Source organism: Corallococcus sp. AB030, from assembly GCF_003668965.1.
Taxonomy (GTDB): domain Bacteria; phylum Myxococcota; class Myxococcia; order Myxococcales; family Myxococcaceae; genus Corallococcus; species Corallococcus exiguus.
Map to the genome: position 1 here is coordinate 1 of NZ_RAWQ01000130.1, position 13,007 is coordinate 13,007.

The window sequence follows — 13,007 nt, forward strand, 5'->3', positions numbered from 1 at the left end:
CAACCCACCCGGGCGGGGCGATGTTGGCCTTCATGTTGTGATTGGCGCGCGAGTGTCCGGTCGTTAAACCTCCGGCCGGCATGCACAAGACCCACCTCGTCGGCGCCCGCACCCACAACCTCAAGGATTTGTCCGTCGATCTCTCCGAAGGAGAGTTCGTCTGCGTCACCGGCGTGTCCGGAGGCGGCAAATCGAGCCTCGCGCTGGACACGCTCTACGCGGAGGGTCAGCGCCGGTTCGTGGAGAGCTTCAGCCCGTACGCCCGGCAGTTCCTCGAGCGGCTGGAGCGGCCGCCCATGGACGCGCTGGAGCCGGTGGCCGCGGGCGTCGCGGTGGACCGGCGCGCGCCGGTGAAGAGCTCGCGCTCCACGGTGGCCACGCTGGCGGACGTGGAGCCATACCTGTCCGCGCTCTTCACCCGCGAGGCGATGCCGGTGTGTCCGGACTGTGGCCTGGAGGCGGTGCGCACCGACGCGCGCGTGGCCGCCCGGGCGGCGCTTCGTGAGCACCCGGACGCGCAGGGCGTCTTCACGTACCCGGTGCGCATCCCGGACACGTCCGCGTTCATCGACGCGCGGGCCCGCCTGCTGAAGGACGGCTACCACCGGCTGATGGTGCAGGGGGAAGTGAAGGAGCTGGAGACGCTCAAGCCGGGCGAGGCCACCGACCCCGCGGGCGTGGCGCAGGTGGTGGTGGACCGGGTGAAGCTGACGGACGCGAACCTGTCCCGAGTCACCCAGGCGCTGGAGGACGCGTGGGCGCGCGCGGACGGCGAGGCGCTGCTCTTCATTCCGGAGACCGCGCCCAAGAAGCTGCGCCGGGGGCTGGTGTGTCCCAAGTGCGCGCGGGAGTTCGAACTCGCCCGGCCGGGCCTCTTCAGCTACCAGAGCCCGGTGGGCGCGTGCGCGCCGTGCCGCGGCTTCGGGCGCACCATCGGCATCGACTGGGGGAAGGTGATCCCCAACCCGGCGTTGAGCCTGGCGGAGGGCGCCATCCGCCCGTGGTCCGGCCAGTCCACCACCTGGGAGCGGGAGATGCTCCAGCGCTTCTGCCGGCAGAAGAGCATCCCCTTCGACAAGCCGTGGGAGAAGCTCACCGCCGCCCAGCGCGAGGCGGTGCTCCAGGGCGAGGGCGACTACGACGGCGGCCGTGTCTACCCGGGCGTGCGCGCGTGGTTCCGGTGGATGGAGGGCCGCACGTACAAGATGCACGTGCGCGTGTTGCTGGCCCGGTATCGCGCGTACTCGCTCTGCGAGAGCTGTCACGGCGCGCGCCTCAACGAGCAGGCCCGCGCGTGGCGCGTGGGCGGCATTGATCTGCCGGCCTGGCACGGGCTGGAGCTGACGGACGCGCTGGCCCGGCTGGATGGCCTGAAGACGCTGACGGGGCAGGGCGACCTGGCTCGGCGGGAGCTGTCCGCGCGCCTGCGCTATCTCCAGCGCGTGGGCCTGGGCTACCTCACGCTGGACCGGCCCGCGCGCACGCTGTCGGGTGGCGAGGCGCAGCGCGTGTCGCTGACCGCGGCGCTGGGCACGTCGCTGACGGGCGCGCTCTTCGTGCTGGACGAGCCCACCGTGGGCCTGCACCCGGGGGACGTGCCGCCGCTCACGGAGGCCATCGCGGAGCTGGCGGACCGGGGCAACATCGCGCTGGTCATCGAGCATGATCCACTGATCATCCGCTCCGCGCACCGGGTGCTGGAGCTGGGCCCGGGCGCGGGACGCAATGGCGGCAAGCTGTGCTTCGACGGCACCCCGGAGGCGCTGGCGAAGCGGCAGGACCTGCCCACCGGCCGCATGCTGTCCGGGGGCACGGAGGTGCCGCGCACGCCGCGCACCCGCACGGGCGAGCTGGTCATCCGCGAGGCGCGCGAACACAACCTGAAGGACGTGTCCGTGCGCGTGCCGCTGGGCGTGCTGTGCGCCATCACCGGCCCCAGCGGCTCCGGCAAGAGCACGCTGATGGACGAGGTGCTCTACCGGCACCTGGCGCGCGGGCTGGGCGTGAAGGACGTGGAGGCCCCCGGCGACGTGGCGGCGGTGGAGGGCGGGGCGCAGGTGGAGGCCATCACCTTCGTGGACCAGTCCCCGCTGGGGCGCACGTCGCGCGGCAACGCGGCCACGTACACCAAGGCGTGGGACCGGCTGCGCGAGCGCTTCGCCTCGGAGCCCGACGCGGAGGTGCGGGGCCTGACCTCCGCGCACTTCTCCTTCAACGTGGACAAGGGCCGCTGCGAGGCCTGCTCCGGTGAAGGCTACGAGACGGTGGAGATGCAGTTCCTCGCGGACGTGGCCCTGTTGTGCGCGGTGTGCCGGGGCCGGCGCTTCAAGGAGGAGGTGCTCGCCGTCCGGCACCAGGGCTTCAGCGTGGCGCAGGTGCTGGAGATGACGGTGGACGAGGTGCTCCAGCACTTCGGCGACGACTCCGCGCTAAAGCGCACCCTGGGGCCGGCGCAGCGGCTGGGCCTGGGCTACCTGCCCCTGGGCCAGCCCCTGTCCACGCTGTCCGGCGGAGAAGCGCAGCGGCTGAAGCTGGCGCGCGCGCTGGCGAGCGACGCGAAGGGCACGCTGTTCCTCATCGACGAGCCGAGCGCGGGCCTCCACGCGGAGGACGTGCGCCACGTGATGGCGTCGCTGCACGCGCTGGTGGACCGGGGTGCCAGCGTGCTCGTGGTGGACCACGACGTGTCGGTGATGAAGGGCTCGGATTGGATCATCGACCTGGGGCCCAAGGGCGGCCGCGACGGTGGCCGGCTGGTGGCGGAGGGCACGCCGTTGGATGTGGCGAAGGCGCAGGGCAGCGCCACCGCCGCCGCGCTCCGGGGCGAGGGCAAGCCGCTGGCGAAGGCGGTGAAGCTGCGCCGCCCGGGGAAGGAAGCGCCGCCCGCCATCGAGGTGGAGCACGCGCGCGAGCACAACCTCAAGGACGTGTCCTGCCGGATTCCCCTGGGGAAGATGACGGTGGTGACGGGGCCCAGCGGCTCTGGCAAGAGCTCGCTGGTGTTCGACGTCGTCTTCGCGGAGGGCCAGCGCCGCTTCCTGGAGACGCTGACGCCGTACGCGCGGCAGTTCCTGCCCACGCTGCCGCGTCCGGACGTGGAGCGCATCAGCAGCATCCCGCCCACCGTGGCGCTGGAGCAGCGCACGTCGCGCGCGGGGTCCACCAGCACCGTGGCCACCGTCACGGAGGTGGCCCACTACCTGCGGCTCATGTACGCGAAGATTGGCGAGCCGCACTGCCCGCATGACGACACGCCCATCGGCGCCACCACGCCGGCCGCGCTCTACGCGCAGGTGCTGGCGACGAAGGGCGACGGGCAGGTGCTGGCGCCCGCGGTGCGCTCGCGCAAGGGCACGTACCTGGACGTCTTCACCGCGGCGGCGCGCGGGGGCATCACCCAGGCCATCGTCGACGGGGAGCTGGCGTCCACGGACAACCCGCCGCGCCTGGCGAAGACGAAGGAGCACGACATCGACCTCGTGATGTACGAGGGCAAGCTCGCGAAGCTGCCGCGCGAGCTGTTCGAGTCCTCGCTCAACTGGGGCAAGGGCGCGGTGAAGCTGCGCACGGGCAAGGCGGAGACGCTTTTGTCCAGCGAGCGCACCTGCCCGAAATGCGGCACCGCCGTGCCGGAGTTGGATCCGCGCTGGTTCTCCTTCAACACGAAGCAGGGCCGCTGCGAGTCGTGCGAGGGCACCGGCGTGCAGGGCGGCCCCTCCGCGATGGCCGAGGGCGAGACGGCCCCATGCCGCACGTGCGATGGCACCCGCCTGTCCCCGGTGCCGCGCGCGGTGCGGCTGGAGGGCGCGCGCTACCACGAGGTGGTGCAGGCGTCGGTGACGGCCACCCTCGCGCGCGTGCGCACCTGGAAGCTCAAGGGCGACCGGGCGCTCTTGGGCGAGACGGCGCGGCAGGAGATGCTGCGGCGCTTGGAGTTCCTGGAGCGCGTGGGCCTGGGCTACCTGTCCCTGGACCGCAACGCCGCCACGCTGTCCGGCGGTGAGATGCAGCGGCTGCGGCTGTCCGCGCAGCTGGGCGCGGGCCTCACCGGCGCGATGTACGTGCTGGACGAGCCCACCATCGGCCTGCACCCGCGCGACACGCACCGGCTGCTCGACAACCTGCGCGCGCTGGTGGAGACGGGCTCCACGGTGCTGGTGGTGGAGCATGACTCGGACACCATCCGCGCCGCGGACCACCTGCTGGACCTGGGCCCCACGGGCGGACGGGGCGGTGGCCACATCCTGGCGGAGGGCACGCCGGACGTGGTGTTGGAGTCGGACTCGCCCACCGCGCAGGCGCTCCGGGCCGCGCAGGTGCGGCCTCCGTCCGGCCGGGGCGAGCCGAAGGCCTGGGTGGAGCTGAAGGGCGCCCGCGCGAACAACCTCCAGCGCGTGGACCTCAGGCTGCCGGTGGGGCGGCTCAACGTCGTCTCCGGCGTGTCGGGCTCCGGCAAGAGCACGCTCATCCGGCAGGTGCTGTTCCCGGCGCTGCGCGACAAGCTGGGGCTCGTCACGGCGAAGGCCGGCGCGTTCGACGCGCTCAAGGGCACGGAGTCCATCAAGCGGGTGCTGTCGGTGGACCAGTCGCCCATCGGGCGCACGCCGCGCTCGGTGCCGGCGACGTTCCTGGGCATCTGGGACGAATTGCGCCGCGTGTTCGCGGCCACGCCGGAAGCGAAGATTCGCGGCTTCGGGCCCGCGCGCTTCTCCTTCAACACGGCGGCGGGTGGCCGCTGCAAGGTGTGCGAAGGGCAGGGCGCCATCTCCCACGAGATGTCCTTCCTGCCGGACGTCGTCACGCCGTGCGAGGCCTGCAACGGGGCGCGCTTCGACGCGGCCACGCTGGAGGTGCGCTACCACGGGCTCACCGTGGGCGACGTACTGCGCCTGTCCGCGGACGAGGCCAAGGACGTCTTCCGCGCGCTGCCCAAGGTCGCCGCGCCGCTGGAGTGCCTGGCCGACCTGGGCGTGGGCTACCTGCAACTGGGACAGGGCTCGAACACGCTGTCCGGCGGTGAGGCCCAGCGGCTCAAGCTGGCCGCGGAGCTGACGGCCACCTCCCGCCACGAACCCACGCTGTACGTGCTGGATGAGCCCACCACCGGCCTGCACCTGGGCGACGTGGAGAAGCTGATCACCTTCATGGGCCGGCTGGTGGACCGGGGCGACACGCTGGTCGTGATTGAGCACCACCCGTCGGTCATCGCCGCGGGGGACCACGTGGTGGAGCTGGGGCCGGAGGGCGGCGAGGGCGGAGGCCGCATCGTGGGCGAAGGCACGCCTCGCGAGGTGGCGAAGCTCAAGACGCCCACGGGGCGTGTGCTCAAGTCGGTTTTTTCCACTGAAGAACCCAAGGCGCGCGTCGCCTCACGGGGACGGTGAATCCATGCGCTCCTTCCGGCATCCTGCGCCCGCCATGAGAACTTCCCTGCTGTTCACCGTCGCGACGGTGCTCTCCCTCTCCACGGTGGCCTCCGCCGCGGACAAGACCGAGAAGAAAGCCATGTCCTTCCACCAGCTGTCCGCCAACCGGCTCGACGGCAAGCCCGAGAAGCTGTCGGACTTCCAGGGCAAGGTCGCCCTCGTCGTGAACACGGCGTCCGAGTGCGGCTACACGCCGCAGTACAAGGGCCTCCAGGCGCTCTCCGACAGCTACAAGGACAAGGGCGTGGTCGTCCTGGGCTTCCCGTCCAACGACTTCGGCGGCCAGGAGCCGGGCACCTCCGAGCAGATCGCGAAGTTCTGCGAGCTGCGCTTCAAGGTCTCCTTCCCCATGTTCGAGAAGGTCAAGACCAAGGGCGAGGGCCAGTCCCCCATCTACGCGTTCCTCGCCAAGGACCACGGCGAGCCCAAGTGGAACTTCCACAAGTACGTGGTGGGCAAGGACGGCCAGGTGAAGGCCGCGTTCCCCAGCAGCGTCACGCCGGACAGCCCGGAGCTGAAGGCCGCCATCGACAAGGCGCTCGCGGAGAAGTGACGGGCGTCTGACGTCCGACGTTGGCTCCGCCCCGGGGGACTGCTCGGCGGCGGGGCAGGGCGTGCGCAGCTTGGGTGCCGGACCATGGCTCCGGCTCTCTTCCCCGTACGCGTCGTGACCGTGGTGCTGTTCGCGGCGCTGTGTGGTGGATGCGCGTCGCTGGCGCCGCAGCGCTCGGCGCTGACCACGCGCGTGGGGCGGTCCGACCTGTCCGTGGCGGTGATGCGCACGCGGGTGCGGGACCTGGCCCGGCGCTTCTCCGGACTCATCGAGGCCCTGGCGGACGACCTGGCCGCGCGCTCCGGTTCGCCGCACGTGGCTTCGGCCATGCTGCGCTTCAAGGCCAACGCGGTGCCCGCCGTGCAGAGCGCGCTCTTCCAGCCGGATCCAGTGGCTGCCCTCATCGACACCTGGACACTGCTGGCCCAGATCGAGGACTCGCTGCCGCAGACCGCCGTGGACGCATCGCCGGAGCTGCTGGCGCATGCCCATGAAGCGCTGGTGGCGCTGGAGTCCGAAGTGGAGGCCGAGTGGCGCGAGGTCACCGGTCGCGAGGACGTGACCCAGACCCGCGACAAGGTGCACGCCTGGGCCGCGGCGCACCCGCTGACCGGGCCGCTCGTCACGCGCGAATCCACCACGGCCCTGCTGGCCTCCCTCACGGAAGTGACGGGCGGAGGCCTGCGGTCCACGGCCGCCGGCCTCGTCGAGGACACGCGCGACCTCACCGCGCGCGTGGACCTCTACGCGACCAGCCTGCCCCGGCAGGCGCGCTGGCAGGCGGAGCTGGTCGCGACGGATGCCCTGCATGCGCCCACCGTCCAGGCCGCGCTGGCGGAGCTGGGGCGCACGGTGGACCTGCTGGACCGCGTGGGCGCGCTGGCCGCGAACTCGCCCGCGCTCATCGAACGCGAGCGCCGCGCGGTGCTGGACGCGGTGCACGCCGAACGCCTGGGCCTCCAGGAGTTCATCACCGGCGAGCGGCGGGCGGTGCTCGCGGACGTGGACCGGGAGCGGCAGGCGGTGGAGGCCGCCCTGCACGCCGAACGCGTGGCCACGTTCCAGCAGTTGGACGGACTGGCGCGCGGCTGGGTGGACCACGCGTTCGACCGGCTGGGCCCGCTGGTGGACCGCGTGTTCCTCTGGCTCACGCTGCTGGCGGTGCTGCTGGGCGTGGGTGGCCTCCTGGGAGGCCTGCTGCTCACGCGGGCGTGGCGGCGCGCTCGCTGAAAGAGCGCCTACTTCTTCTCCTTCGGCTCGGGCGGGAAGTCCTTCAGCATCTTCTCCACGCCTTTCTCAATCTTGCCGCTGTTGGTCTGGGCGCTCGGGCTGTCGCCGATGTTCGACTGGGCCGTGCCGCGCCAGACGAGCTTCTTCTCCTTCGCGTCCACCACGTCGAGGATGAGCGTGCCCACGTCGTACTCGCGCACGTACGTCTGCGAGGGCCCGTAGTACGAACCCCAGAACGGATCCCACGGGTAGCCCCAGTAGTTGTCCACCGTATCCGCGGACAACCGCTTGTCGATCGCACCCTGCCAGCCGATGAGGAAGTCCGGGTTCGCGCTCGCGTCCACCTTCTGGTAGCCGCGGGCCTGGAGGTCCTGGTCCACCGCCCCGGTCACCTGGCTGTTGGTGATGTCGTTGTTGATGCGCGAGTCCTTCGTCTGCTGGGGATGCGTCAGCCACGCATAGGTGTGGAACTGGTTGATGCGCTGGACGGCGGCGGGGTCGTAGTTGGTGTTGACATCGACGCCCGCGCAGGACGCGAGCCCAAGGCCCACGAGCACGGGAAGAACACGGGACAGCAGACGCATGGCGGACTCCATGGGGAGAAGCGCATCCCTTGGGGAGGGACACGGTCAATGCCATGACGTTGGGTATGGCCCCCGGGGAGGTCCGTCGGTGTCCGCCCGTTCGCCTCGGACTTGAGGGAGGGGCGTCCTCAGTCGCCGCGCGATTCCTTCGGCCCCTTGGCCTTCATCCCCTTCATGCCCTCGGAGCGGGCCATGACCACGGCCAGCCGCGCGCGCTTCTCCGGGGTCAGGTCCTTGGCGAGCGCCTGGTACAGCTCCCGGTCCAGCGCGGCGATCCGCGCCCGGGCGTCGAAGACCTTCTGCGCCGCCGCGTCCACCTGACCCAGGGCCGCGCTGTCGCCTCGCGACGCCAGATGGAGGATGCGCGCCGAGTCCCGCACCTGCTCGCGCAACGGGCGGCGCCGGTCCTCGAAGCGGCGCAGCGTCTCATCCATCTTCAGGGCCTGCGCGCTGTCCAGCTCCAGCGTGTCCGCCAGCTCCAGCACCTGCCGCAGCCGCTGCCGCTGCTCGGCCCGGGCCATGCGGTCGGCGTCACGCGCTCCCGGCTCCTTCGGCCCGGGCTGCGCCAGCGCCATCACCGGCAGCGCGAACACGAGCGCCCAGGTCATCCGCTTCATCGTCTTCACAGTGTCTCTCCCAGGTCGAAGTCCCCGTCCAGGTCGGAGTCGTCCCACGACAGGTCCTCGTCCAGGCCGTACCCCGAGCCGTCATCCTCCAGCGGATCCAACCCGGCCCACGCCTCGAACGCGGCCAGCGTCTCCGCGTCCACGTCGTCGCGGGCGCTCGCGGACTGCACGGTGCCCGGCGCCGTCACCGGGTGGGGCGCCTTGAGCCGCTCCAGCGCGGAAGGCCCCAGCATCAGCGCCACCACCGCCGCCACGGCCGCGAGCGAACCCAGCGCCCGGCGGCCCATCCCCCGGCGCGTCTGCTCCCGGCGCCACGCCGCCAGGGTCCGGGAACCCAGACCTTCCTGCGCGCGCACCTCCACGGGCGTCTGGGGCGGCAGCGCCACCAGGCCCAGGACTTCGCGAGCGGAGGCCACCTCCGCCTGGCAGGCCGCGCAGGACTCCAGGTGGGCCTGGAAGCGCGCGGCCTCCTCGCCCTCCAGCGCCTCCGCGGCGTGGAGGCTCGCCTGCTCCTCGTATTCCACGCACGCACCCATCACTGCGTCTCCCCGGCCACGTCGGCCTTCAAGCGTTTCACCGCGAGGTGGAACTGCACCTTCGCGTTGTTCTCCGTGATGCCCAGCGTCCCGGCGATGTCCTTGAACGGCAGGCCACCGTCCACCCGCAGCGTCAGCACCTCGCGCTGACGGCGGGGCAGGGCGAGCACCGCCTGTCGCACCCGTTGGCCCTGCTGGGTGCGCTCCAGCGACGCGTCCGCGCCCTCGCTCAGGTCCGCCGCCAGGTCATCCGTCACCGACTCCACCAGCACCGGCCGCCACCGCAGCCCCTGTCGCGCGTGGTTCTTGGCCAGGTTGAGCGCCACCCGCACCAGCCACGAACGGAACGGCGTGGGCGTGGTGGGCGTGAAGCGCGCGAACACCCGCCGTGACGCCTCCAGGGCCCGGAGGAACGCCTGCTGCGTCAGGTCCGCCGCGTCCTCCGCGCTCACGGTGTAGCGGCGCATCAGCGAGAAGACGAGGCCCCGGTGCCGTTCGAAGAGCTGGCCGAACGCCGTCGCGTCCCCCGCGAGGAAGGCCCCACACAGGGCTTCATCCGAGAGAGCGCTCACGGCCCCACCGGGCCGCACCAGTCCTAGGACCCGTCCGCTCACAGGGGCTTGAACCCTCCAGGGGACGGAAGGTTATTTTCCAGCCCGCTTTTCGCCTCCCGGGACGTGCGCAAGACGTCCGGTACCGGGCAGGCGGGCGGGCGCAAGGCCTCAGGCGGAGGCGGTGTTGCTGCCCGGGGTGGGGTGGGCCTGGAGGTACTTCAGCACGTCGTCGAGGTGGCGGTAGACGCGCACCTCATGGTGGATGACGTGTTCGACGACGCCGTCCGCGCCGACGATGAAGGTGACGCGCCGGTCGATGTTGAGGACCGGCCACAGCACGCCCCAGGCGCGGCTGATCCGCCGCTCGTCGTCTCCCAGGAGGGCGAAGTGGATGCCCTCCTGTTCGGCGAAGTCGCACTGGGTGGTGAGCGTGTCCACGGAGACGCCGACGAGCTCCGCACCCAGCTCGCGGATCCGCTCGTGGTTGTCCCTGAAGGCCCGGTTCTCGATGGTGCAGCCCACGGTGAAGGCGCGGGGGAAGAAGAAGAGCACGACGCGCCGGCCTCGCAGCTCCGACAATCGAACGGTCTGCCCATGGCAGTCGGTCGCGGCGAAGTCCGGTGCGAGTTCTCCGACGGCAATCATTCGATGCGCGCTCCAGCCCGATACGGCGGGGATTGCCCTTCCCCTACCACGTTTTCCCCGTCATCCCACGCCGCGCCGCGCCGGGGGTCCGCTAAGGTGCCCCCCGTGTCGACTGCCTCGATGGATTCCGTCTCCCCCGCCTTCCTCGATGCCCTGGCCCGTGGCCTGGGAGTGACCCGGGTCGCCCGAGTCACCGGACTGGACCGCACCGGCGTGGAGGTCGCCTGCGCGGTGCGTCCGGGTGGGCACGTGCTCCAGGTGTGTAATGGCAAGGGGCTGACCTTCGACGCCGCGGCCCGGGGCGCGCTCTTCGAGACCGCGGAGCTGTGGGCGGCGGAGACGGTGCGGCCGGAGCGGTTGCGCTGGGGCTCCCGGGCGGAGCTGGAGTGGGGAGGCGACACGGTCTGGGGCGTGGAGGAGCTCGGGTCGGCGGGCGCGGTGGTGGCGCCGAGGCTCGCGGGGCCGGCGGTGCGGCTGGCGTGGTGCGAGGCGCGGACGCTGGCCGGGGATGAGCGGGTCTGGGTGCCGGCGCAGGGGGTGTACTGCCCGCCCTCGGGGACGGTGGAGCTGGGGCCGGTGTCGGTGGCGTGGACGACGAATGGCTCCGGGGCGCATCCGGAGTCGGCGCCGGCGCTGCTGCACGCGCTGCTGGAGGCCACGGAGCGGGACCAGCTGTCGCGGGCCCTGCCGGAGGGCTGGTCGGAGGAGGGCGTGGTGGGGCGGATGCTGCGGCCGGAGGCATTGGAGGACGGGGCTCCGCGAACGGCCGCGCAGCGAGACGCGCTGAGGGCCCAGGGGTTCCGGGCCTACCTCTTCGATGTGACGCCCGCGCCCCGGACGAAGGGAAGGGTGGGGCTGCCCGTGGCCGCGGCGGTGCTGGTGGACGCGGACGAGGGCCCGGTGCCGCTCACGGCCGGCTATGCGTGCGCGATGGACCGGGATGAGGCGTTGTTGAAGGCCTTGCTGGAGGCCGCGCAATCGCGGCTGACGGACATCCACGGAGCCCGTGAGGACGTGGCGGCGACGGACCGCGATGCGGCGCTGGGGTTCGCGCAGGCCTTGTCGGAGGTGCGGCCCCGTCGTGGAGTGGACGCGATGCCGGACGCAATGGACCGGCGCGCGAAGACCGCGGCGGCGAAGGTGCGCACGGTGTTGTCGCTGCTGGGCGAGTCGGGATTCACCAGGGTGGCGGGCGTGGCGCTGGACGCACCGGTGCCCGGGCTGCACGTGTGGAAGGTCGTGGTGCCGGGCATGCGCGTGTCGGAGCTCCTGTGAAGCGGCGGTCAGGTGTGAAGAGTGCAGGGGCCGTGGGTGTCCCGGATGCCGCGAGCGGGCCTGCGCGTGAAGGGGCTCGCGTGAAGCGCAGGGGTACCGGGTCCGCAAATGCAGGTGTCCTGGCCGCAGGGCACGACGCGGGGCCTGCGCGTAAAGGGGCTCGCGTGAAGCGGCGGCCGGACGACCTGGTGGTGTTCCTGGGGCCCTCGTTGCCCGCGGCCGAGGCGCGGCGGATCGCGCCGTGCACGGTGTTGCCTCCCGCGCGGCAGGGGGACGTGTGGCGAGCGCTGTCACTCAAGCCCCGCGCGCTGGTGCTGGTGGACGGAGTCTTCGAGGCGCAGCCATCCGTCTGGCATCACGAGCTGCTCGCGGCGCTGGAGGCCGGCGTGGCCGTCTTCGGCGGAGGCAGCATGGGCGCGCTGCGCGCCTCGGAGCTGTCCGAGCACGGCGTGGTCGGCGTGGGCCGCATCTTCGGCTGGTATCGCGACGGCGTGGCGGTGGACGACTCGGAGGTGGCGCTGCTGCACGCGGACGCCGAACACGGTTGGCGTCCCCTCACGGTGCCCCTGGTGAACGTACGGCACGCGGCGGAGCTGGCACTCAAGGCGCGCGTATTGGGACGCGCGGCTGCAAAGGCCCTGGTGGACGCGGCCGCGGGCGTCTTCTACCAGGAGCGCACCTGGACCCGGATCCGCGAGGCCGTGGAACCCGCGTGGACGCGGCCCGTGCGTGAAGCCTGGGACGCCTGGTTCTCTGGCGGAGTGGAAGACCTCAAGCGGCTGGATGCCATCGAATGCGTGCGCGCGGGCGCGGAGTTCGTGAGCCGGGCGCCTCCGATGCAACCTGGAGTCCGGCGCAATCCTTCGTCGTTGGTGCGGCGCCGGCGCTTGATGGAGGACGTGACGCGCGTGGGCTCGCGTGCCGTGGACTCCGGGCGCGTGATGGAACTGCTGCGCGGCGCGCCCGATGCGGAGGCCTGGGCGGAGGCGGGCCTGCGGCGGGCATTGCTCGCGGGCTGGGCGCGTTCGCTGGGGCTCGACGCGACGGAGGAGGAGATCGCAGCGGAAGAGGCCGCGTGGTGGAACGAGCGGAGCGTTCGTGCCTCGCGCCGTGAGGCCTTCCTCGCCGCGAACGGGCTGGATGCGCTGGAGCTGCGCCGCCTGTGCGAAGCCCGAGCGCTGGAGCGCCTGGCCTTGAAGCACGCGTCGCGGCTCCTGCCGGATGGTCCCTCCTGGGACGAAGCCCTGGCTTCCGAGGCCCGACTGGGAGGCCAGTGGGAACAGGCCGCCCGAGCGCTGGCGGAAGCAGACGACGCGTCCGACGAAGGCGAATAGCCGGCCGGAGCCGCGCCTCCGCGCAATCCCAGACAGGGCCCGCCGTCACATCCGGACGGGCTGAAACCTGTTTCACGAACTCCAGGCCGCCTGGCGGGTTGGACGCCCGTTCAGGTTCGACCCCCCTGCAGCGTCACGAAAAAACGTGACAGCCCCGCAGGGCCAGATAGGGTCAACCCCGGAGGTTGTCCGCATTGAACACCGCTCCCTGGGTGGTTCCGCCAAGTGGGTCCGCGCCGTCATC

The 13,007-nt window shown here is 72.0% G+C and carries 10 protein-coding genes; 5 read left to right on the forward strand and 5 right to left on the reverse strand.

Annotated features, from left to right (window positions below; translation table 11 throughout):
- The first annotated feature begins 80 nt into the window (after positions 1–80).
- The 3 genes from uvrA (at position 81) to D7Y15_RS27155 (ending at position 7,209) form a co-directional block, all read left to right on the forward strand.
- The gene (uvrA, locus tag D7Y15_RS27145) at positions 81–5,384 is read left to right on the forward strand and encodes an excinuclease ABC subunit UvrA (protein WP_120579668.1); all 5,304 of its coding nucleotides are present in this window, start codon (positions 81–83) and stop codon (positions 5,382–5,384) included.
- A 34-nt stretch (positions 5,385–5,418) separates the two neighbouring features.
- Complete coding sequence (locus D7Y15_RS27150) at positions 5,419–5,979, forward strand: glutathione peroxidase (RefSeq protein WP_169820869.1); 561 nt, start codon at positions 5,419–5,421, stop codon at positions 5,977–5,979.
- A gap of 84 nt (positions 5,980–6,063) precedes the next feature.
- On the forward strand, positions 6,064–7,209 hold the full coding sequence (locus tag D7Y15_RS27155) for a chemotaxis protein (RefSeq protein ID WP_121754391.1): 1,146 nt from the start codon (positions 6,064–6,066) through the stop codon (positions 7,207–7,209).
- An 8-nt stretch (positions 7,210–7,217) separates the two neighbouring features.
- On the opposite strand, the gene D7Y15_RS27160 is transcribed toward D7Y15_RS27155, so the two are convergent.
- The 5 genes from D7Y15_RS27160 to D7Y15_RS27180 all read right to left on the reverse strand — a co-directional run bounded on the left by D7Y15_RS27160 (position 7,218) and on the right by D7Y15_RS27180 (position 10,154).
- A complete protein-coding gene (locus D7Y15_RS27160; protein WP_120579679.1) occupies positions 7,218–7,793 on the reverse strand; it encodes a DUF4136 domain-containing protein in 576 nt (191 codons plus the stop codon).
- Positions 7,794–7,921: 128 nt separating this feature from the next.
- Complete coding sequence (locus D7Y15_RS27165) at positions 7,922–8,410, reverse strand: hypothetical protein (RefSeq protein WP_120579680.1); 489 nt, start codon at positions 8,408–8,410, stop codon at positions 7,922–7,924.
- 5 nt (positions 8,411–8,415) lie between these two features.
- Positions 8,416–8,955, reverse strand: a complete 540-nt coding sequence (locus D7Y15_RS27170; protein WP_121754392.1) for a zf-HC2 domain-containing protein — start codon at positions 8,953–8,955, stop codon at positions 8,416–8,418.
- A complete protein-coding gene (locus tag D7Y15_RS27175; RefSeq protein WP_120579671.1) occupies positions 8,955–9,527 on the reverse strand; it encodes an RNA polymerase sigma factor in 573 nt (190 codons plus the stop codon). Before D7Y15_RS27175 ends, D7Y15_RS27170 begins: the two co-directional genes overlap by 1 nt.
- A gap of 150 nt (positions 9,528–9,677) precedes the next feature.
- Positions 9,678–10,154, reverse strand: a complete 477-nt coding sequence (locus D7Y15_RS27180; protein ID WP_121754393.1) for a peroxiredoxin — start codon at positions 10,152–10,154, stop codon at positions 9,678–9,680.
- A gap of 120 nt (positions 10,155–10,274) precedes the next feature.
- Between D7Y15_RS27180 and D7Y15_RS27185 the strand changes: the two genes are divergently transcribed.
- A complete protein-coding gene (locus D7Y15_RS27185) occupies positions 10,275–11,429 on the forward strand; it encodes a YcaO-like family protein (protein WP_121754394.1) in 1,155 nt (384 codons plus the stop codon).
- 164 nt (positions 11,430–11,593) lie between these two features.
- Complete coding sequence (locus D7Y15_RS27190) at positions 11,594–12,763, forward strand: TfuA-like protein (RefSeq protein ID WP_120579674.1); 1,170 nt, start codon at positions 11,594–11,596, stop codon at positions 12,761–12,763.
- Positions 12,764–13,007 lie beyond the last annotated feature (244 nt).